At 50.2% G+C, this 20,932-nt stretch carries 15 protein-coding genes and 4 pseudogenes; 13 read left to right on the top strand and 6 right to left on the bottom strand.

What is annotated here, in order from left to right:
- The first annotated feature begins 5 nt into the window (after positions 1 to 5).
- The gene (locus VRUMOI_RS18130) at positions 6 to 1,295 is read left to right on the top strand and encodes an ISL3-like element ISPpu12 family transposase (RefSeq protein ID WP_004574636.1); all 1,290 of its coding nucleotides are present in this window, start codon (positions 6 to 8) and stop codon (positions 1,293 to 1,295) included.
- A gap of 176 nt (positions 1,296 to 1,471) precedes the next feature.
- Here VRUMOI_RS18130 and VRUMOI_RS18120 read toward each other — a convergent pair whose 3' ends face one another.
- On the bottom strand, positions 1,472 to 2,092 hold the full coding sequence (locus VRUMOI_RS18120; RefSeq protein ID WP_011787804.1) for a recombinase family protein: 621 nt from the start codon (positions 2,090 to 2,092) through the stop codon (positions 1,472 to 1,474).
- A gap of 169 nt (positions 2,093 to 2,261) precedes the next feature.
- On the opposite strand from VRUMOI_RS18120, the gene VRUMOI_RS18115 reads away from it, so the two are divergent.
- From VRUMOI_RS18115 to VRUMOI_RS18105, 3 genes are read left to right on the top strand one after another with little or no spacing between them, the layout of a single operon-like run.
- Positions 2,262 to 2,522 carry a type II toxin-antitoxin system Phd/YefM family antitoxin gene (locus VRUMOI_RS18115; protein ID WP_011787805.1) on the top strand — a complete coding sequence of 87 codons (261 nt, stop codon included), beginning with the start codon at positions 2,262 to 2,264 and terminating at the stop codon, positions 2,520 to 2,522.
- Positions 2,522 to 2,833 (top strand): type II toxin-antitoxin system RelE/ParE family toxin, encoded by a 312-nt coding sequence (locus tag VRUMOI_RS18110; protein ID WP_011918375.1) that lies wholly within the window; start codon positions 2,522 to 2,524, stop codon positions 2,831 to 2,833. Before VRUMOI_RS18115 ends, VRUMOI_RS18110 begins: the two co-directional genes overlap by 1 nt.
- 23 nt (positions 2,834 to 2,856) lie before the next feature.
- Complete coding sequence (locus VRUMOI_RS18105) at positions 2,857 to 5,937, top strand: Tn3 family transposase (protein ID WP_011787830.1); 3,081 nt, start codon at positions 2,857 to 2,859, stop codon at positions 5,935 to 5,937.
- Positions 5,938 to 5,995: 58 nt separating this feature from the next.
- On the opposite strand, the pseudogene VRUMOI_RS18100 reads toward VRUMOI_RS18105, so the two are convergent.
- The 3 genes and pseudogenes from VRUMOI_RS18100 to tnpA form a co-directional block, all read right to left on the bottom strand.
- Positions 5,996 to 6,730 (bottom strand): annotated as a pseudogene (locus VRUMOI_RS18100) (transposase); the annotation flags it as partial.
- A 76-nt stretch (positions 6,731 to 6,806) separates the two neighbouring features.
- Positions 6,807 to 7,139, bottom strand: coding sequence for an IS66 family insertion sequence element accessory protein TnpB (gene tnpB / locus VRUMOI_RS18095; protein WP_003121550.1), 333 nt, complete (start codon positions 7,137 to 7,139; stop codon positions 6,807 to 6,809).
- Entirely contained in the window at positions 7,136 to 7,531 is a 396-nt protein-coding gene (gene tnpA, locus VRUMOI_RS18090; RefSeq protein ID WP_006217728.1) for an IS66-like element accessory protein TnpA, read from the bottom strand. The genes tnpB and tnpA overlap by 4 nt, the downstream gene beginning before the upstream one ends.
- Positions 7,532 to 7,593: 62 nt before the next feature.
- On the opposite strand from tnpA, the pseudogene VRUMOI_RS18085 reads away from it, so the two are divergent.
- A pseudogene (locus VRUMOI_RS18085) lies at positions 7,594 to 8,334 on the top strand (LysR substrate-binding domain-containing protein); the annotation flags it as partial.
- A 126-nt stretch (positions 8,335 to 8,460) separates the two neighbouring features.
- On the opposite strand, the gene VRUMOI_RS18080 reads toward VRUMOI_RS18085, so the two are convergent.
- Positions 8,461 to 9,990, bottom strand: coding sequence for a catalase (locus VRUMOI_RS18080; RefSeq protein ID WP_055396461.1), 1,530 nt, complete (start codon positions 9,988 to 9,990; stop codon positions 8,461 to 8,463).
- Between the two features lie 52 nt (positions 9,991 to 10,042).
- Here VRUMOI_RS18080 and VRUMOI_RS18075 point away from each other — a divergent pair.
- From VRUMOI_RS18075 to VRUMOI_RS18045, 8 genes and pseudogenes are all read left to right on the top strand, one after another.
- Positions 10,043 to 10,999, top strand: a pseudogene (locus VRUMOI_RS18075) (IS630 family transposase); the annotation flags it as partial.
- Between the two features lie 57 nt (positions 11,000 to 11,056).
- A pseudogene (locus VRUMOI_RS19555) lies at positions 11,057 to 11,181 on the top strand (IS481 family transposase); the annotation flags it as partial.
- 239 nt (positions 11,182 to 11,420) lie between these two features.
- Positions 11,421 to 12,461: a DNA-binding protein gene (locus VRUMOI_RS18070; RefSeq protein ID WP_022635565.1), complete on the top strand. Its 1,041-nt coding sequence runs from the start codon at positions 11,421 to 11,423 to the stop codon at positions 12,459 to 12,461.
- Positions 12,461 to 12,739, top strand: coding sequence for a hypothetical protein (locus tag VRUMOI_RS18065; RefSeq protein WP_071681580.1), 279 nt, complete (start codon positions 12,461 to 12,463; stop codon positions 12,737 to 12,739). The genes VRUMOI_RS18070 and VRUMOI_RS18065 overlap by 1 nt, the downstream gene beginning before the upstream one ends.
- Positions 12,740 to 12,747: 8 nt before the next feature.
- Positions 12,748 to 14,259, top strand: coding sequence for a UvrD-helicase domain-containing protein (locus VRUMOI_RS18060; RefSeq protein WP_071681578.1), 1,512 nt, complete (start codon positions 12,748 to 12,750; stop codon positions 14,257 to 14,259).
- Between the two features lie 110 nt (positions 14,260 to 14,369).
- Positions 14,370 to 15,410 (top strand): conjugal transfer protein TraF, encoded by a 1,041-nt coding sequence (gene traF, locus VRUMOI_RS18055; protein ID WP_071681576.1) that lies wholly within the window; start codon positions 14,370 to 14,372, stop codon positions 15,408 to 15,410.
- Position 15,411: 1 nt separating this feature from the next.
- Positions 15,412 to 16,845: a conjugal transfer protein TraH gene (locus tag VRUMOI_RS18050; RefSeq protein ID WP_022635567.1), complete on the top strand. Its 1,434-nt coding sequence runs from the start codon at positions 15,412 to 15,414 to the stop codon at positions 16,843 to 16,845.
- A gap of 12 nt (positions 16,846 to 16,857) precedes the next feature.
- Complete coding sequence (locus tag VRUMOI_RS18045; protein ID WP_022635568.1) at positions 16,858 to 20,475, top strand: conjugal transfer protein TraG N-terminal domain-containing protein; 3,618 nt, start codon at positions 16,858 to 16,860, stop codon at positions 20,473 to 20,475.
- A 34-nt stretch (positions 20,476 to 20,509) separates the two neighbouring features.
- Here the strand turns inward: VRUMOI_RS18045 and VRUMOI_RS18040 are convergent, their stop codons facing one another.
- A complete protein-coding gene (locus tag VRUMOI_RS18040; protein ID WP_089140473.1) occupies positions 20,510 to 20,872 on the bottom strand; it encodes a permease in 363 nt (120 codons plus the stop codon).
- Positions 20,873 to 20,932 lie beyond the last annotated feature (60 nt).

Genomic DNA, 20,932 nt, shown 5'->3' with positions numbered 1-20,932 from the left:
ACACCATGACCGAACTTCCCGACAACATCCTTCACCTGCCGCAATACCAAGTACTGGGCTGCAAATCAACCGACGACGAAATGCACTTCCAGGTGGACGTGCCCGATCCCATCGCCTGCGAGGAATGCGGCGTGCAGGGTGAGTTCGTACGGTTCGGCAAGCGTGACGTTCCCTATCGTGATCTGCCCATCCACGGCAAGCGGGTCACTCTCTGGGTGGTCCGCCGCCGATACACCTGCCGGGCCTGCAAGACAACATTCAGGCCCCAGCTACCGGAGATGGTGGACGGATTCCGTATGACACTGCGGCTGCATGAGTACGTGGAGAAGGAATCCTTCAACCACCCCTACACCTTTGTGGCGGCACAGACCGGCCTGGACGAGAAGACGGTGCGCGACATCTTCAACGCCCGCGCCGAGTTCCTGGGGCGCTGGCACCGCTTCGAGACGCCCCGCATCCTGGGCATTGACGAGCTATACCTGAACAAGCGCTACCGCTGCATTCTGACCAACATTGAGGAGCGAACCCTGCTCGACCTGCTGGCCACCCGCCGCCAGGACGTGGTGACCAACTACCTGATGAAGCTGAAAGACCGGCAGAAGGTCGAGATCGTCAGCATGGACATGTGGAACCCCTACCGGGCAGCGGTCAAGGCTGTGCTGCCCCAGGCCCGTATCGTGGTCGATAAGTTCCATGTGGTGCGCATGGCCAACGATGCCCTAGAGAGAGTGCGCAAGGGCCTCAGAAAGGAGCTGAAACCGTCCCAGAGCCGGACTCTCAAGGGAGACCGGAAAATCCTGCTGAAACGCGCTCACGAAGTCTCAGACCGGGAGCGCCTCATCATGGAGACCTGGACAGGCGCGTTCCCGCAACTGCTGGCCGCCTACGAGCACAAGGAGCGCTTCTACGGCATCTGGGACGCCACCACACGGCTCCAGGCAGAAGCCGCCCTGGACGAGTGGATAGCCACCATCCCGAAGGGCCAAAAGGAAGTCTGGAGCGATCTGGTCAGGGCAGTGGGAAACTGGCGCGAAGAGACCATGACCTACTTCGAGACGGACATGCCCGTCACCAACGCTTACACGGAGTCCATCAACCGACTGGCCAAGGACAAGAACCGTGAAGGGCGCGGTTACTCCTTCGAGGTGATGCGGGCACGAATGCTCTACACCACGAAGCACAAGAAGAAGGCACCGACTGCGAAGGTCTCTCCTTTCTACAAGAAAACCATCGGTTACGGACTGCCGGACTTCGCAGAGGAACTCAACTACGGAGTCGATCTGTCAACCATCTGAGGGTGGTATCAGATTGATGGGGTGAAGGTGCCCCATCAACCATTAAATCCGTATACCCGAAATATTAATGTTAGGCTAAGGCTCTTTAGATAAGGAAAATTTATCATACCTATTGATGTTACGTTAATACAGTAAGGCTAATTTTAAACGTCAATACATACAATAGTCAGTATCAATCACGTTTTATATTTTCCATAATCTCGCAGCTCTTTAACATCTATCGAGTAGGGGGAAACAATTGATTGCTTAACTGAATTTATTGCCCGATAAATAGAAGCTTCTCCAAGGTGATACTCCTTGGCAAGCTGACCAATAGTGGCCCCCTCAGCTCTTTTATCATAAATTGCTTGTTTTAAGGTGTCCGTAAGTTTTACAGGCCTACCAAATTTAACTCCATTTTCATGTGCTTTTGCGATACCTTCAGCTTGCCTCTCTGTCCGCAAGTCATTTTCAAACTCAGCAATAGCAGCCAACATATTGAACATGAGTCTCCCAGTCGAAGTGCTCGTATCAATGTTCTGATCGATAACGAGCAAATCAATACCTTCACTTTGAAAACGCGAAGCAATCTGGGCTAAGTGGACGACTGAGCGAGCAAGACGATCGAGTCGGGTTACCACTAGGGTATCCCCTTCACGTAAATAACTCATGCAAGATTGAAATTCAGACCGTTCAGCCGTCCTCCCACTGCGTTTTTCTTGATATATCTTATTGCACTCAGCTCGATGTAACTTGCCCAGTTGCACTTCTAAGCTTTGACCCGTGGAACTCACTCGAGCATAACCAACTTTGGACATAAATCACCATATCTCTTTAAAGGTTTTGATAATGCACTTATGATAGTAGTTTTGATAGGTAATAACCAGAGCTATCAAATAGTATACATTTTGATAGGGTGCATTTTTGACTTTTATCGCCCAACTGGTGTAAATTGAGCGAATCGAACGATTCGTTTAAAGGTGATAAATGAACACTCTTTCAGCCAATGAAGCAAAAATTCACTTTGGAGATTTGTTGCTCAAAGCTCAACAAGCTCCAATCCAAATTAATAAAAATGGCAAGCCTGTGGCCGTTGTTATTTCAGCTGATGCATACCAAAGTATCGAGACACTAAAATTACATTTGCTTCAATCCAAAGCGGTGAAAGCCATAACTGACATCAAAATGGGCAATTTGGTTGATGGTAATACCTTTTTTGATGAGCTGGCCGCAGGGCAGTATGACTAATGCCGGTAACTTATCATTTAACGCCCGATGCACAATCTGATCTGATAGGTATTCACCGCTTTACGTTAGCCCAATGGGGAACGACTCAGTCGAAGACCTATTTATCAGGACTTAGACAAACGATTCAACTGCTGGCTGAAACACCCACCCTTGGGAAAAATAGACCCGAGGTACGCATGAATGTGTTTAGCTTCCCTTATTCAAGTCATGTCATCTATTACATCCAACATGAGCATCAATTCGTTGTATTTGGGATCTTACATAAAAGTATGGTTCCACTTGCACATCTCGCGGAGCGGGAAATTATTTGATGTAGTGAAATAGGGAGGGCACCATGAAAAATGATGTTCGGCGGCTATCTATTTTGTCAACTGATGAAATAGATGAACTGTTTGGATTACCTCATTTCTCAGATGATGATCGTCGATTATATTTTGACTTAAGTGCTAAAGAGCGCGAGCTATTCGACAATACCCGAACGTTTTCTGTGGCAGCCCATTTAGTATTGCAACTGGGCTATTTCAAAGCCAAACGGCAGTTTTTCAGTTATGAACAAGAATCGTCAGTACTAAATGACTTGGATTACATTGCCGCGCTGTACTTTCCCACCAAAACGCTTTCAAGACTGAAAAGTCCCTCAAGACCGATTAGGGCTGAACAACAACGAGCAATTCTTGATTTATTCCAGTATAAACAATGTGATAATGAGGTAAAAGTTGATTTGGAAGATAAAGCACAGCGGGTTGCGATGTTATCGACACAACCTATCTTTATCTTTCGTGAATTAACCCAATACTTAGCATTACACCGTATTGTCATGCCCAGTTATCGGTATATGCAAGAGATGATTGGTAGAGTGGTGGCTTATGAACGCACCCGTATTGCTCGATTACTTAGCACTTGCATGACTTCACTTATCGATCAGCAATTAGCGGCTTTGCTTCGGGCTGAGTCAGGAGTATTTCGCGTCAGCGCATTAAAACATGAAGCTAAAGATTTCAGTTATAAAGAATTGCGACATGAAGTCGCACGGCGGCAGTTTTTCCAGCCTCTACATGAGTTTGCCAAGCAGTTCCTCATAACAGCGGGGATCTCCAATGAAAGCGGCAAGTATTATGCTTCTATGGTTAAGTTTTATACCACTTATAAACTTCAACGCATGAAAAAAGAGACTGCACAGTTATATCTGCTGTTTTTTGCTTTTCATCGGTTTCAGCAAATTAATGACAACTTAATTGAAGCATTGCTCCATTGGGTCGATCAATACGAGAAACAGGCCAAGCGTGCCGCTGAAGAAGCAATGAATAATGCGGTTACCAATGCAGCGAAAAATTTACAGGCTGCGGGTCATGTATTGAGCCTGTTTACGGATGACACCATCACCGATGACACACCTTTTTCCATTATTAAAGAAAAAGCCTATGCATTGCTTGAACAAGAGAGATTCCCATTAGTTGCTGATTACTTACGCAATATTGCTTTCGACAAAACGGCATTTGAATGGTCACATTACACAAAATTATCCGCCACATTCAAACGTAACTTAAGGCAACTTTTTACTGATCTGGATTTTGCCGGACGTGTAGAAGACTCTCCTTTGCTTGAAGCTATCGCGTTTTTACAAAACTTATTGCGCACAGAAAAATCACCAAGGCAAACTGACCCTAATTCATTTCCGACTGAGATTATTCCTAAAGGTTTACGCCGATATTTGTTTAGTAAAGAGGGCAAAACATTTAAAACGCTTGATGTAGATCGCTATGAGTTTTTGGTCTATCGCCTACTACGCAACTCACTGGAAGCGGGTGATGTGTACGTTAAACATAGTAATGAATTTCGCCGCTTTGAAGATGACTTAATAAGCGATCTTAGATGGCAGGATAAAGAACGAGTATTGCAAGATATTGGTGCACCCATTTTATTGGCCCCTATCCAAGATACTCTGGCTGTATTTCATACTATGCTAGCAGCACGTTATAGTGCGATTAACCAACATATTTCTGATGGGGTCAACAAACATATTAAAGTAATTGGGGCTGCCGAAAAGCGTCGTTGGAAGCTGCTTTATCCGAGCAGTGATGAATCCGTTAATAGCGATTTTTACAGCCAGTTACCAGGAATTGGTATTGCGGATCTACTGTGGTTTGTTGCGGGTAATACTGGATTTTTAAATGCATTTACCCATGTATTAGATCGTTATGTAAAGCATGAAGCTGATCCCCGTGAAATTTTCGCCTGTATTGTTGCGATGGGAACAAACATGGGGTTAGCAAAAATGGCTGAGGTTTCAGGCCTTAGCTCAGCATCAATGGCGGGGACATCAAGAAATTATCTACGCTTGGAGACATTACGAGCGGCTAATGATGCGATTAGTAATGCGACCAGCCAGCTACCCGCATTTCATCTCTATGATATTCAGGACACACTTCATTCAAGTAGCGATGGTCAGCGGATAGAAACGCAAATTAACACCCTTAACGCTCGATATTCTCCCAAGTATTTTGGTTTACAGAAAGGTGTCAGCGCCTACACGTTGGTTGCAAATCATGTTCCTATAAATGCAAAGATTATTGGGACTCACGAACATGAAAGCCATTACGTTTTCGATTTATTGCATAACAATACCTCTGATATAAAGCCAGAACGGCATTCCACTGACACCCATGGCACCAATCAGGTTAATTTTTGGATTTTGCATGCATTTGGATATCATTTTGCACCTCGTTATCGTGATTTGCATAAGAAAATGGATACGTTAGTCGGCTCACAACATCCCAATGAGTGTGGTGACTGGCTAATAAAGCCTGCCCGAAAAACCAACGATGAATTGATTGAACGTGAATGGCCCAATATTCAACGGATCATGGCATCGCTAGCTCAAAAAGATGTTACTCAAGCCACGATTGTTCGCAAACTCTCGAGCTATTCGCGTCAGAATCAGACCAAGAAAGCATTATGGGAGTTGGAAAACATATGCCGAACGCTATACATTCTCGACTTTGTCGACGATGTTGGCTTACGTCAATGTGTACAAAAAGCATTAAATCGTGGCGAAGCCTATCATCGTCTTAGACGAGCAGTTGCATTTGTTAACGGTGGAAAATTCAGAGTAAAAACAGAAGAGGAGCAGCAAATATGGAATGAATGCTCTCGGCTCATCACCAACGCGGTCATTTACTACAACACAGTGCTGCTATCTCGTGTCTATGAACAGAAGCAAACAGTAGGAGATCAAAATGCACTGGCTCAGCTTCACAGTATTTCGCCCGTTGCATGGCAGCACATCAATATGTATGGCAATTTTGAGTTTAGTCCATCAACCTCAAAAATAGATATCGATGCATTGGTTGCTCGATATGCTGAACCAGAATATTGGAAGCAAGCGCTGATTGAGAACGAGAATTCAAGTGAGTGATTTTAGAATTTAAAGCTAACTTTACATTTTTGGCGCGTTGGGCAAATTTAGCCTCTGTCCTCATGGCGTCAACCAGTGGCTGCAACTGCACGCCACACGAGCCCACCCATTGCGCCAGCGTGGAGCGGGGGATGGCTAGGCCGGCGCGGCCGAAGATCGCTTCCTGGCGGTACAGCGGCAGGTGGTCGGCGTACTTGGCCACCAGCACTTGCGCCAGTAGCCCAGTGGTAGGGATGCCTTTGTCGATGATGTGAGGATCGACAGGCACCTGGTGAATCGTCTCGCACTGGGCACAGGCCCACTTGCCCCGGATGTGGCGCTCCACCGTGAACACGCCGGGCGCGTAGTCCAGCTTCTCGGCCACGTCCTCGCCGATGCGCTTCATCTGGCAACCGCAGGCGCAGGTGGTGGACTCGGGCTCGTGGCGGATCTCGCGCCGCGACAGGTTGGCCGGCAGGGGTGCGCGTTTGGGGACTTGCTTGTCTTGGCGGCCTGCCACTGGCGGCGTGGCCTGCTCGATCTCATCGGCCACCGCCTGCAGGTCCTCATCCAGCGATTCATCGAGCAGGCTCTTCTGCTCGGCGCTGAAGCGCTCCGACTGTGCGGCGAACTTCATGCGCTTGAGCAGTGCGTTCTCGTGCGTGAGCTTGTCGATCTGCGCCTGCTTGAAGACCGCCTCTTGGCCCTGGCGTGCGATCACGCCGTCTCGCTCGGCCAGCTCACCCATCAACGACAGCAGGGCCGCTCGCATCTGCTGCGGCTCCAGGGTGTCAAGGTGGTCTGCGGTGATCACGGGAGAAGATGATGCGGCTAACATCACATTCGCGCATCGGTGCAAGCGCTGATTGCCTGGCCAACGACCGGAGCACTCAAAGTACAGTGATGACTCCAGCCTCGCCGACGTTCTTCCAGGGCAGGCCCAGCACGAGCGCATCGAACTGCGTTCGGCTGAGTGTGGCGGTGGTGGCGGCATCGCGCGGCCAGACGAACTTGCCGCTATTCAGGCGCCGGGCCGCCAGCCAGACACCGATGCCGTCGTGCACCAGCACCTTCATGCGGTTGGCTCGTCGATTGGCGAACAGATAGGCGTGGTGTGGGCGCGCTGCGCCAAAGACAGCCACTACCCGGGCGAGCGCCGTCTCGGTGCCTGCTCGCATGTCCAGCGGCTCGGTGGAGAGCCACAGCGCATCAATGCGGATCATCGGAGCCAGTCGCGCAGCCACGCTGCACATGACGCTGCATCTTCCAGGGGCCAGTTCACGGTGACTACGCTGGCGCTGCGCCGAACATCAACGCGAATCGCACGCGACACGGGCGGCGAGCTGGTCTCGGTTGCTGGGAGCTGTTCAACTGGTGGAGGCAGATTCAGCGCAACGAACTCATTCCGGGGCGCTGGCAACAGGGAGTCTGCTTGCTCGCGCATCCAGCGATGAACGATGTTGGCGTTGATTCCGTGTGCAAGCGCTACGCCGGCCACTGACGCGCCGGAGACCTGGCATTCGGCCACGATCTGGCCTTTAAGTTCCGGGGAGTAGTAGTGCCGCTTGGGGCGCTGGGCGATCGTGTCGTTCGCCATAGTGTGCGTGATGTTCATCGTGCACACGATGCCTCGACACTGGGTCTATCTCAAGATGGGATTGCCGGACGCTTACGACGCTGTTTACCCGTTCGCAAACGGGGCTACTACCCACCGAGGCGGCGCTAGCGCTGCAGCCGTTTGCCCTGACCATGTACAGCGCTGCCGCTGCGCTGAAGCGCGCGGCCGAAAGCCAAGGCTCAGGTATCCAAGGCACAGTGCGAGTTACGGCCAGCGAGGTGATAGGGCAAGAGGTATTACCACCTATCCTGGCGAAACTGCAGGACACACACCCGGACCTGACGGTAGAACTGGTGCTGACCAACAGGGTGCAGGACCTCCTGCAGCGCGAAGCCGACATCGCCGTGCGCATGACACAGCCCAGACAGGAGCAACTAATTGCCCGATGCGTTGGAGTGATGCCACTTGGCTTTCATGCGCACAAACGCTATCTGGACAAGCACGGGACTCCCAGCTCTCTGGCTGATCTGGCTCAGCACGCGCTGATTGGCTTTGATGAAGAGACGCCGTTCGTGCGTGCCGCACGCAAGGCATTCCCAATCTGGAACCGCGAAAACTTTGCGGTGCGTACCGACAACGACATGGCACAGATTGCGCTGATCCGAGCTGGCTGCGGTATTGGCGTGTGCCAAATGCATATAGCGGCGCGCGACCTGAATCTGGTGAACATATTGCCTGGCAGCATTCCGCTGAGCCTGGAGACCTGGCTCACCATGCACGAAGATCTGCGCAATAACCCGAGCTGCAAGGTGACATTTGATGCACTGTTGAAGGGGCTACAAGACTACGTGACTCCCTAGCAAGTCGACATCGATCTGACCAGATGAGGTTGCTTGCCAATGACTGAAGAACCTGACTTAGTTGACGGTGTGAGAAAAGAGCCTTGGCGTCTACCAAGGCTCTTTTTCATACTTCCGGCGCTTTTACTACGCAGGCAGGGCGACCAGTGGGTTTCCGTACATAGGGTCATCCTTTTTTGAGGCCAGTGCCTTTTCAAGGTTGATGCCCAGGGCCTTGGCTACGCCTGCACCGTATGCAGGGTCTGCGGCGTGGCAATTGCGGATGTGACGGAACTTGATGAACTCTGGAGCGTCGCCCATGGCTCTGCCGGTGTTGCCAAAAAGCGCTTCCTTCTGACCGTCGTTCATTAGACGGAACAACTTGCCAGGTTGCTCGAAGTAGTTGTGGTCATCTTTGTCGTAGCTCCAGTGGGCTGCATTGCCGGTGAGCTTGAGCGGCGGCTCCGAGAACTGCGGCTGGCCCTGCCATTGGCCAAAGCTGTTGGGTTCGTAGTGCGGCAAAGCACCATAGTTGCCATCGACCCGCCCCTGACCATCGCGGTGGTTGCTGTGCACTGGGCAGCGAGCCTGATTGACAGGGATCTGGTGGTAATTTACGCCCAGTCGATAGCGCTGAGCATCGGCGTAGTTGAAAAGGCGTGCTTGCAGCATACGGTCCGGACTGACACCGATACCAGGTACCAGATTGCTAGGGGAAAAGGCCACCTGTTCAACGTCGGCGAAAAAGTTCTCGGAGTTTTTGTTCAGCTCGAACTCACCAACTTCGATGAGCGGATAGTCGCCCTTGTACCAGACCTTGGTCAGATCGAACGGATGCAAGGCGTACTTCTCCGCATCAGCCTCTGGCATGACCTGAATAAACATCGTCCACTTGGGATATTCGCCACGTTCGATGGCTTCATACAGATCGCGCTGATGGCTTTCACGATCCTGGGCGACCAATTCGCCGGCCTCTGCATCGGTAAGGTTCTTGATGCCCTGCTGGGTCCGGAAATGCATCTTGACCCAGAAACGCTCGCCGGCCTGGTTCCAGAGGCTGTAGGTGTGCGAGCTGAAACCGTGCATATGACGGTAGCTGGCAGGGATGCCGCGATCGCTCATGACGACAGTGACTTGGTGCAGAGCTTCGGGCAGAAGCGTCCAGTAATCCCAATTGTTGGTGGCGCTGCGCAAGTTTGTGCGAGGGTCGCGTTTGACGGCCTTATTCAGATCAGGGAACTGGCGAGGATCGCGGATGAAGAACACCGGAGTGTTATTGCCCACCATGTCCCAGTTTCCCTCTTCGGTATAGAACTTCAGAGCAAAACCACGGATATCGCGCTCGGCATCGGCCGCACCGCGCTCCCCAGCTACCGTAGTGAAGCGGGCAAACATCTCCGTCTTCTTTCCTACCTCGCTGAAAATCTTAGCGCGGGTGTACTTGGTGATGTCGTGCGTGACCGTGAATGTGCCGAAGGCACCCGATCCCTTGGCGTGCATGCGGCGCTCTGGGATGACCTCGCGCACAAAACCGGCCAGCTTTTCATTCAGCCAGACATCCTGAGCCAATAAGGGGCCGCGAGGACCTGCAGTGAGGCTGTCGCGGTTAGTGACCACGGGGGCGCCGAAGTCAGTAGTCATGTGGGTTACGGGGCACTTTTTGGTGTCGTCGCTCATAAATTTCTCCTAATTGGTTGTGGGGCCATCAACAATTATAGACTAGTCTGACGGCGAAGCCAACAGCTCGATCGCCGAGCGCCTGCAACTGACCAAGGCCACAGTGGGCAAGTGGCGCGCTCGTTTCATCGAGCGCCGCATTGCGGGGCTTTACGACGACATGCGTCCCGGCCCGCCGCGCAGCATCGACGACGAGCGCGTGGCCAGCCTGATCAAGACGACGCTGCACACCAAGCCGGCCGACGGCGCGACGCACTGGAGCGTGCGATCGGTGGCCGCTGAGACTGGCATCTCCAAGAGCAGCGTGCAGCGCTACTTCCAGCTCTTTGGGCTTCAGCCGCATCGCACCGAGAGCTTCAAGCTGTCCAACGACCCGTTCTTCGTGGAGAAACTGCGCGACGTGGTGGGCCTGTATCTGAGCCCGCCCGAGAACGCACTGGTGCTGTGCGTGGATGAGAAGAGTCAATGCCAGGCGCTGGAGCGGACGCAGCCGATGTTGCCCATGGGCCTGGGCTACGTCGAAGGCGTCACTCACGATTACAAGCGCCACGGCACAACCACGCTGTTCGCGGCCCTGAATGTGCTCAACGGCGCGGTGCTGGCCGCTTGCAAGCCGCGTCATCGCCATCAGGAATTCCTGTCGTTCCTGCGCGAGATCGACAAGGCCGTGCCGGCTGAATTGGACGTTCATTGCATCGTCGACAACTACGCCACGCACAGCCATCCGAAGGTCAAGGCCTGGTTGGCGGGCCGCCCGCGCTGGCACATGCACTTCGTGCCAACCTACAGTTCTTGGCTGAACCAGGTCGAACGCTTCTTCGCGCTGATCACCGACAAGGCCATACGGCGCGGCTCGTTCACCAGCGTCAAGCAGCTCGTCAGCCGCATTCACCAGTTCGTCACCCACCACAACACCCACTGCCAACCCTTCCGCTGGACTGCCACCGCCGATTCGATTCTTGAGAAGCTGCATCGACTTTGCTCACGTATCAGTGGGACAGGACACTAGGTGTTTGATCGCAAGTTTTGATGGTGCAATCTTTTACCTTGAATAGAAGGAAGCACTATGGGCCAGATTCTGCACGGAAGTGCCACAACGACAAAGGTTGTCCGTCGATCAATACAAAATAGTCAACGCTTTCTGCGCGCCATGAAATCAACCTGAAAACGATAGTGAGGTGGAAGAAACGGACCCCGATCACAGGTCGGCCTATAGGGTCGCATGACTGCTTAGGGTCGATAGCGCCCTCCTGCATGTCATGCCTCGCAGGTGCAGACTTGCACTGCTGCTAGGTAAAAGCCGTCGCGCGCCTTAGCGTGCTATTTTTCCCGTTTTCTGAGACGACCCCTATCTTGCTTTAATATATAATTACGATAATTATCATATTACGGTAATTATCGTAATTACCGAGAGAAAAAGGAACGTTATTATGGCTAGAAAATTAGTTGAGTACGACGATGTAGCAGCAGCGGCACAGCGGCTCAAAGACGCAGGTAAACGTCCAACTCTCATCGCGGTCAGAGATCTGATTGGCAAGGGAAGCTACACCACCATATCAACATTTCTAAAACAGTGGTCAGAGGAACATTCTCTCGATGATGAACCCGTAGAAGTGATTCTACCTGAATCGGTTATGAGTGATGCTCAGCTCTTTCTCCAGAAAATATACACTGTTGCAAAAGCCAGTGCTGATGATCAGCTTGAACGCGAGCGAGAGCTTCTGCGCCAAAAAGAGATTGAGTTCCAAGAAGACATGCAGCAAGCCGTGGATATGGCTAATGATGCCACAGAAAAATCTGAGCTTTTGGAAGAGCAGCTTGAGGCTATAACCAACAAAAAAGCAGAAAGTGATGCTGCTCTTGCTAAAACTGAGAGCTCGTTATCACTCAAATCTGCGGAGTTAGAACGCTCTCTAACTGACATAGAAAAACTAGAAAAGCGGATCATGGATTTGGAAGGAAAGTTGGAAGCGAAATCCACCGAACTTACCCGAGCTCAGGACCACTTAGAGCAAGCTGAAATCGAAAATCGCTCTTTGAGCCAAAAATTGGCAACTACAGAGGGTGAGTTAGCTGCTCAAAAAGGCAAAAGTATAGAGCAGACTGAAAAACTCCGGGCAGCTCACGAGCAAAATAAAGCGTTAAAAGAGCAGCTCGAAAATACACAGGCCAAATTGGCCCAATCACAGGACTCCCTCGCCACAGCCAAAGCTCATGGCGAATCCTTAGAACGAGAGTGCCAGCGTCTATCTGGTGATGTCCAAAAGCTGGAATCTAAACTCTCTAGCGCCGAAGCGGAAGCTCGCTCTCTTGTTCAAGACAAAGGCGTTATTGCTGGTCAGTTACAGGAAAAAGACCAGCAGACCAGGAACCTTGAACAGAGACTCAATGAGGCGCTGACCAAAATTTCGGGGTTAGAGTTAGAACTCGTTAAAGCTGGCAAGGGAGGGAAAAAGAAAGAGGAAAACTGATGGCGCGTAAGGCTAAATATTCAGAAGAGTGGCGAAGCAGAGCGGCTGCTCTTCAAGCCAATATCGAGGAGGCTATGAAACTAGCCTCTGCGTCTATTGGTGACGATGGCTGGTTACACCGGCTGCATGTCTGGGTTGCAGAAGTGGCCCAGGGTAACGCCCCAGACTGGTGGACAGATCTGGATTGTGAAGTATCACTCCCCCGAGAAGAAAAACGGGTCAGCACCTTCATCTCAACACAAAGGAAACGCATCACTTTTCAGATGTGTTTGGCGTAGGAGGTTTCATGAAGCAACTACCTCCTGATACACCCGAACAATCACTGATCACTCAGTATAAAGGGCCTCGACTTGTCGTTAAGGCTTACGCTGGTACGGGTAAAACAACTACGTTGGTTAAATATGCCCACAACAACCTCAATTCCAGAATCCTCTATTTGGCATACAACCGAGCCATCCGCGACGAGGCCAGAGAGAAGTTTCCTGCAAACGTGGACTGCAAAACATCCCATCAGCTTGCATACGCCACTATTGGAAGAAGCTATCAGCATAAACTCACCGGCAACCTAAGACTTACCGATATAGCGCAAGCGGTAAATACGAAGAACTGGACCTTTGCCAAAGACATTATTGACACGCTCAACGCCTTTATGTGCAGCGCTGACACGCGGATTCTTTATACTCATTTTGCTCGTGCTGACACTGGCAAGTTGCTTACATCCAAACAGGAGAGATACCAAATACAAGTGATTGAGGGTGCTGAGCTTATATGGAAGCGCATGACCAACGCCGAAGATCCGTTCCCTACTGTCCACGACTGCTACCTAAAGCAGTATCAACTAGGTATGCCAAATCTTTCTCGCCGGTACACGACTATTCTTTTTGACGAAGCTCAGGACGCAAACCCTGTCACAAGCAGTATCGTTTTGCAGCAGAACTGCAAGGTAATATTGGTTGGAGACCGCCACCAGCAGATCTATAGGTTCAGAGGAGCAAACAACGCTCTTGATAGCAAAGAGCTTATGAACGCCGATCAACTCTATCTCACTCATAGCTTCCGCTTTGGTCCCAACGTGTCGCTTGTGGCAAACGCTCTTCTTGAACTCAAAGGTGAAACTCGCCCAGTCATTGGCCGGGGGCCAGCAGATCAGGTAGTTATGTTTTTACCAGGCGATGTAGGCCATCGAGCAATACTTCACCGAACCGTAATGGGTGTCATTGAAACTGCTCTATCTGCTACCGAAGCAGGTTCACAAGTTTTCTGGGTGGGTGGAATTGACGCTTACCAGATTAACGAGCTCCAGGACTTGTATTGGTTCTCGATGGCTGAACCTGAACGGGTCAAAAATAAGAAACTGCTTGATGAATATGAAGACTACTTTGAGTATCAAGAAGTAGCCAAAGCGACAAAAGACCCCGAGATGATGAGAGCTGTCAAAATCATCAACAGCTACGATGAAATACCTGAGCGACTCACTGTTCTTCGACGAAATACAGTCAAAGAAGAGTTTGGTGCCGATATTACGGTTTCGACTGCCCATCGCTGCAAAGGGCTTGAATGGGACTTTGTTCAGCTCTATGACGACTTTCCTGATGTCCTTGACCCTGAACTCGACCCTATGGCTCGTGATGACGAAATAAACTTGCTCTACGTCGCCTCCACCAGGGCGATGCGTATCCTCGCCTTGAACAGCGCTGTAGAGATGGTTATCCGCTACATTACCCAAAAGCGATTAGTCGAAAAGCAGATAAAGATGGCTGCTGAGGCCAAAGAAGTTGAAGAGGACACGTCCAAATAGCTTGGTCAATTCTTTCACATGTGAAAGTTGACAAATAAAACGCTCTAAGCGCCCTAAATGGGCGCTTACACCTGCCTAATTTCACGCCGCCCACCTCTACCATAACCAACATGGGAAAATACGTGCGTGAGACTATGAAAAAATCACCTTTGAACTTACTGCTCCTAGCATCGCTCACGCTGGGGGCATCACACCAGGCTTGGGCTCAAGATAGCACTAGCTCAGGTTTTTATGAGCGAAAAGAAGAGGGTTGGTTCTGGTACAAAGAAGAGCCAAAAGAACCAGAGAAGAAACCCGAAAAGCCTAAACCGAAGCCGGTGGCAGAAGCGAAGCCAGCGCCGTCGAAGCCTACCGATCCACAGCCGAGCGGTCCAGAAATGTTTTCGGCAAAATGGTTCCGAGAGAACTTACCCAAGTACAAAGATCTAGCTTGGAACGACCCGACTGTTGAAAACGTCAGGACGTTCCTCTACTTGCAAAGATTTGCAATAGACCGCTCAGAGCAATTTTCTGATGCAACAGAGCTTGCTGTTGTGGGTGATCCCTTTTTGGATGAGATAACCAGACGCCCAGCGGCCACGTTTGCTTCACAGCAGGTGGATCGAGATGCTGGCAACGCCAAAAATATGCTGCTCAAAAGTGTTGCCGACCGTGTGGGGATATTCTTCTTCTACAAGTCAGATGACGACTACAGCGAATTACAAGCTCCGCTCATCAAAATGCTTGAACAAGGAGAAGGCTTCTCGATTATCCCTGTGTCTATGGATGGTAAACCTCTCCCCAGTGGAATCTTTCCTAATTACAAAACCGATGAAGGCCATGCCAAACAACTTGGCATCGTAACTTTCCCTGCTGTTTACCTAGCGTCTCCGGATGGTCAATTCGCCCCGATAGGACAAGGACCAATGTCACTTCCTGAGCTGAACCACCGGATTTTGGTCGCAGCTAAACGCAACGGCTGGGTATCAGACGAAGAGTTCAACCGTACTCGTCCGGTGCTCAACCTAGAAAACAACATAGCCGAACGCTTGGCATCACCAGAGTTGGGGTCTGACCTCCAACAGCTATCACAAGCGAGCGGAGACAAAGACAACTTCGTACCACCGGAACAACTAATGAAGTACATCCGGGACAAATTACAGGAGAACTAAAATGGTCACGCACAAGACATTAAAAAGGAGCCTGATTGCCCTAAGTGTGGCGACCAGTCTCTTTATTGCTCCAACAGGAGCTATGGCATCTAACGGCCTACAATCTCAGATGGACAAGCTGTTCAATGAAATGAGTAATACAACACCGCCTGGTGTTTATGAAAGCCAGCGGCGCGGTGTGTTAGCTGGTGGGCGATTCACTGCCAAGACTCGTATCTTTGACGAGAATTTGGTGAGTTTTGCACCTCCATCATGGAAAGCAGGTTGTGGTGGTGTGGACCTATTCGGTGGGTCACTTTCATTTATTAATGCCGATCAAATCGTCCAGCTTCTTCGTGCTGTCGCAGCAAATGCCAAAGGCTATGCCTTCCAGCTTGCACTGGATAACGTTTTCCCTGATGGGGCTAAATGGATAGAGAACTTCCAAAAGAAGGTGCAAGCACTCAACCAACATCTAGGAAATTCCTGCCAACTAGCGCAAGGGATCGTAAACGACCTAACCAGCAGTATGGACGTTAAGCACAAAACCGATGCTTCTATCACCGCCACAACTTCCGGCTTGTATGAAGACTTTTTCGGGTCCAAACAGGAAACCAGCGGTAAGAGCCCTCTGGAAGAACTAAAAGCCAACAAGCCTGATGAATACAACAAAATGATTGGCAACATTGTTTGGAAGCAACTAAAGGGCAACAACGCAAACACCTGGTTCCAGTACGGGGATAACACTCTGCTTGAAGCGATCATGTCTTTAACTGGCACGGTAATCATTGGTGATCTTGTCAACGACCCTAGCTCAACCGGAACTGGCGCAAAAACTACTCCTCTGACGACGCTACCTGGCAACAAGATTACCCTTTCAGACTTGATTTCAGGTGGCTCTGTTGAGATTTACTCTTGTGATAGCGATACGACCAATTGTTTGAATGCCGGAACCTCCAATAAAACGGTCGCGCTCAAAGGGATTAAGAACCAGATCACGGATATGCTGCTAGGAACCAGCTCTACTCCGGGAGTTATCTACAAATACGCAACCAACTCAGGAACCTTGACTGACCCGGAAAAAGCCTTTGTATCTAATCTTCCAGGAGGCATAGGCACCATTGTCCGTAACTTGTCTGTCCTTTCGCAAGACGGAGCTAACCTTTTCGCCACGGAGTCATCAGGAGCAATTGCTCTGGCAATGATGTATAGCTTTTCGGAAGAGTTTTTCCGTGCCGCTCGTATTGCAATGGCAAACAGCAACTCACCCTATAAAAAAGAGGCTCTAGATCTTCTCTCTCAATCACAACAGCAAATCCGTGGCGAGTACACAATCCTTGCCTCTCAGTATGGCGACCTAGCGAGCCAAATTGAGAAATATAACAACCTACTGGACAACATCCGCAAGCAAAAATACATGCTGGCAACTTTGTCCAATCCTCCTAGCACAAACTAAGGGGCAATAGGAATGGGAGCTTTTTCAATCTACTCTATTGGTGACTCTGCTTTTCTGGAGCAAATCCTGATTGCAGTATCAATGATCACCGGAACTGGAGACTTCGAGAAAATGGTCAGTATCGGCCTGCTTCTTGGTGTCTTAATGGTCTGTATTCAGTCTGTCTTCCAAGGCGCAAAGCAAATAAACATTCAGCAGGTTCTGGTCGGCTGGATTCTGTATGCTTGCTTCTTCGGCCCGACCACAACAGTGACTATCGAAGACGCTTATACTGGGCAAGTTCGGGTCGTAGCCAATGTACCTATTGGTGTAGGTTTTGCTGGTGGCGTCATATCCAATGTGGGATACACCATCACCAATTTGTTTGAAACCGGGTATGGCGTGATCGTCCCTAATGTTACGGAAAGCCATTTCTCCGAAACACTGAAACTGCTTAACGACGTCAGAAGGCGAGCCTATGACACAGGGGTGTTCACCGCTCTTAACTCTGCAAATGGCGGAGGCTACGTTGACGTGAGACGCTCTTGGAACAACTACATCAGGGAATGTACGTTGACTAAAGTCGATCTTAACCTCATGTCACTTGATGAGTTAATGAATCGTTCTACTGATTCTGCTTTACGTTTCAACTCGCAGCTCTACGGTACTCGCTTGTATTTATCTACGTCAGACCCAGATGGAGCAGATTACACCTGTACAGACGGATGGGTGGCAATTAGTTCTGCCACCGCAAACCTGAGCAGTCCCGTTGTTGTTGATGCCCTGAACAGCTTGCTTGGCATAGACACTTCAACCGGCGATAACGCACTAACGAAGCTGACTGATTCCCTTCAAGCTATGGGAGCCACCACTACATCATCAATCGACTACCTGAAAGCCGCCGTTCTGGAACCTCTCTATTACGAAGCCGCAGCAGGTCGCTATCAGGATCTCCAGGATTACGGTTCTGCTTTGATGGTCAACCAAGCGATCCAGCAACGTAACACTCAATGGGCCGCAGAACAGTCTATGTTTATGACGGTCGTTCGCCCAATGCTGACGTTTTTCGAGGGTTTCATCTACGCTATCACCCCGATAATTGCTTTTATCATTGTGATGGGCAGCTTTGGGCTCCAGTTGGCTGGTAAATATGTTCAAACCATACTCTGGATTCAGCTCTGGATGCCGGTTCTCTCGATTATCAACCTCTTTGTTCACACAGCCGCGTCAAACGAGATGTCTAGCCTCAGCGCTTCTGGCCTCAATTCTATGTACGCACTATCTTCGACTGGGGATGTGTTGCAACACTGGATAGCTACAGGCGGGATGCTTGCAGCGGCCACCCCTGTAATTTCACTGTTTATCGTCACAGGTAGTACCTATGCCTTCACCAGCTTAGCATCAAGAATTAGTGGCTCTGACCATGTTGATGAGAAGATGCAAACACCAGATCTCCTCAAGCAAGGTCCGGTCATGCAGAGTCAGCCAGCTTACAATCACAATCAGTTCAGTGGAGCGATGGCGAACGGCGCAGAAAGCATGATCAGCACCTTCTCTCTTGGTTCCACATTGGCCTCAGGAGTTAGTTCCGCTCAAGCGTTACAAAGTCAGAAATCAGAGGCATTCCAGAGCACCTTAGGGCGAGGTTTTTCTGATGGAGTGAGCCAGGATCAAGCATATTCGAGACTCTCCAATGTAGGGCGCAATGTATCTTCGCAAAACACAGCTCAGAGCCAGCTCGTCAACCAGCAAGCCAAGAACTTTATGGATAAGTTCCAGGTGGACGATACTCACTCCGATGCTGTAAAGGGTGCGTTTGCCATGCAGGCTATGGGCACTCTCGATGTTGACGAGGCGGCGTCCATGCTCATGCCTATGGTTGGCAAAGCGAGAGCAGCGATGAAGGCTGCTGCTGGAGTTAAATCTAGTAGTACAGCTCTTGTTCCCGCCGGAGGTGAAGGTCAGTCTGGTGGTGGCGGTAGTGATCTCCTTGACATCAAAGCACAAGCAAAGGGATCAACAGAGTCATCCGCGCAAGACTCTTCAAGCTGGTCTGCAAGTGATGTGTCTCAGTTCATGAAAGGTGTTAGTTATTCGCAGACCGATAGCCAAGCGTTAACGAATCAATTAGCACAGGGTTTCAGCCGCTCTGGTAGCGAATCATTTAAGCAAACATGGGGGGATAACCTTTCACAGAATCTGTCCAAGTCGGCTTCTGAGTTGGTTTCTGCGTCAGATACATTCACGACAATGAGCCAGCTCCAGAATCAAATGGGGTCCATGACGAACACCGACTTTAAAACTCTCGGTGGCGCTGTCGCGCAAACTCCAGCGGCTATGAATCAACTGAACGACTACTTCCGTAATGCTGCACCACAGTCTGTGAAAGACGAGGCTTCTTCACTACAACAAAGATACCAGTCTTACGGAATGTCCCCTCAAGTGGCTCAAGCAGCAGCGCGAATGACTGCAATGACTAACTCCAAAAACTACGAACCTGGTAAGGAGCTTGGTGGGTATCAAGCAGCACTACAGGCTATTAATACCGCATCAGGTCGCAATGGAGCGTTTAATGGCGATGCTTACGGAAATAACGGCATTGAAGGTCCTAATGTTCAAGGGCTGCCTTCCCAGGTTCAAGGAGCTGTTGGCAGTGGCCCCAACTTACAACCTGGATTTCGTGAGAATGTGGCGGGTATGGCAGGAACCAATCCTGCGTCAGAAGCCAGCCAGTTACCAACAGACAGTCCACTTGTTCAAAATGACAATGCTATCGGCTCAGCAGCTCTTAACAATAAAGCACAGCAAACTGAGCGTGATGTGTCAGCTCCTGAATTGAAAAAATCTCAGGACAACCTTATGAACTCGCTTCCAGAGATGTCCAAGAGCGCATCTTCATGGGGCGCGTGGGATAACTCCTCTGATTGGATGGGCCGTAGAGCTGAGCAAGCTGGCGGAGCTCTAATTGCTGGGAGTCAGGCTGGCGCAGATGCTTTTTCTAAAGCGATGGACCAAATGAGAACGATGACACCTGAACAGCGAGATCAATTCATTGCGGCGACTCAACGGGGAGATGAAGCGGTAAAAGAAGAGTTTGGCTGGGCCGGTGATGCTTTGGTTGGGATGGCTAAACTTGGCCGCAACGTCATGGGAGCTGCGGCCAGCGGATATGATGCAGCCAAAGAATGGTTAACAGGTAAATCCGACCTGTCAGAAGCGGCCAAAGGAATGAACATTGAGGAACGAGGAGCGTTCTATGCAGCCGCTCTTGCCTCAGCCTCAGAAGCAGGTGGTGGAGCGGCTCAGCAGTTTATGAGCCAGTACGGTGATGAGTTTAAAGAGACTATGCAGTCTATTGCTCAAAGCCGATACGGGCTGACGGAATCCCAAGCTGCTGTTTATGCTGAATCTTTTGATACCAACCAAGGGCGCATGGACCAAGCTGTTCAAAACCTGAAAATGGAATACGCAGAACGCAACCCAGATGGCTCACCAATGATGCAAGATGGTCAACCTGTTCTTTCTCAGCAGAACGAACAATTTACAGACAAGTTGGTAAACGTATTGCAAAACTCGACAGACGCCGGGGATCGTTCAGGAAGCTATCTGACAGCCATCAGGGGCTACAACATAGCAAACCAGCGGTTCTAAAAACAAGCAAACAATAAGGGGGCCATCGGCCCCCTTATTCGTCTCCAGCTCCAATATGATACTTCTGATCAAAGTCGTAGGAATCTTGAAAACCACCAGCATGTTTCTTTTTACGTCGAGTAGGCGGTGCCTCTTTGTAAGCTGACCGAGCAGATCGGACTAACCATGTCATTCCAAACAGGGCTCCGACCGCTAAAGCAACTTGCCACTGGAAGTAGGCGATCCCCCCCCAAAAAACCACAGCAGCCCAAAGGCTTTTGTGAATAAAAAATAGGAACCGAGCCCCCCAAACTGCAAAAGGAGCCAATGCCACACCAAGCCCCCAAGGGGTATCAGCCATCATAGCTATTCCAAGAAGAACCATTCCCAGTAGCAGAATATTGATCACATGCTTCATACAAAACCCCTCACTCAATCTTTAAATCAAGTTTACCACAGCATCAAAAAATGCAACTGT

This window comes from Vibrio rumoiensis (genome assembly GCF_002218045.2).
GTDB lineage: Bacteria > Pseudomonadota > Gammaproteobacteria > Enterobacterales > Vibrionaceae > Vibrio > Vibrio rumoiensis.
This window is presented reverse-complemented; position numbering and strand designations above follow the sequence as displayed.

Excerpts from the sequence above, each read along its gene's own strand:
- VRUMOI_RS18130 (WP_004574636.1), top strand. The coding sequence starts at position 6 with ATGACCGAACTTCCCGACAACATCCTTCACCTGCCGCAATACCAAGTA.
- VRUMOI_RS18120 (WP_011787804.1), bottom strand. The coding sequence starts at position 2,092 with ATGTCCAAAGTTGGTTATGCTCGAGTGAGTTCCACGGGTCAAAGCTTA.
- VRUMOI_RS18115 (WP_011787805.1), top strand. The coding sequence starts at position 2,262 with ATGAACACTCTTTCAGCCAATGAAGCAAAAATTCACTTTGGAGATTTG.
- VRUMOI_RS18110 (WP_011918375.1), top strand. The coding sequence starts at position 2,522 with ATGCCGGTAACTTATCATTTAACGCCCGATGCACAATCTGATCTGATA.
- VRUMOI_RS18105 (WP_011787830.1), top strand. The coding sequence starts at position 2,857 with ATGAAAAATGATGTTCGGCGGCTATCTATTTTGTCAACTGATGAAATA.
- tnpB (WP_003121550.1), bottom strand. The coding sequence starts at position 7,139 with ATGATCCGCATTGATGCGCTGTGGCTCTCCACCGAGCCGCTGGACATG.
- tnpA (WP_006217728.1), bottom strand. The coding sequence starts at position 7,531 with ATGAACATCACGCACACTATGGCGAACGACACGATCGCCCAGCGCCCC.
- VRUMOI_RS18080 (WP_055396461.1), bottom strand. The coding sequence starts at position 9,990 with ATGAGCGACGACACCAAAAAGTGCCCCGTAACCCACATGACTACTGAC.
- VRUMOI_RS18070 (WP_022635565.1), top strand. The coding sequence starts at position 11,421 with ATGGCTAGAAAATTAGTTGAGTACGACGATGTAGCAGCAGCGGCACAG.
- VRUMOI_RS18065 (WP_071681580.1), top strand. The coding sequence starts at position 12,461 with ATGGCGCGTAAGGCTAAATATTCAGAAGAGTGGCGAAGCAGAGCGGCT.
- VRUMOI_RS18060 (WP_071681578.1), top strand. The coding sequence starts at position 12,748 with ATGAAGCAACTACCTCCTGATACACCCGAACAATCACTGATCACTCAG.
- traF (WP_071681576.1), top strand. The coding sequence starts at position 14,370 with ATGGGAAAATACGTGCGTGAGACTATGAAAAAATCACCTTTGAACTTA.
- VRUMOI_RS18050 (WP_022635567.1), top strand. The coding sequence starts at position 15,412 with ATGGTCACGCACAAGACATTAAAAAGGAGCCTGATTGCCCTAAGTGTG.
- VRUMOI_RS18045 (WP_022635568.1), top strand. The coding sequence starts at position 16,858 with ATGGGAGCTTTTTCAATCTACTCTATTGGTGACTCTGCTTTTCTGGAG.
- VRUMOI_RS18040 (WP_089140473.1), bottom strand. The coding sequence starts at position 20,872 with ATGAAGCATGTGATCAATATTCTGCTACTGGGAATGGTTCTTCTTGGA.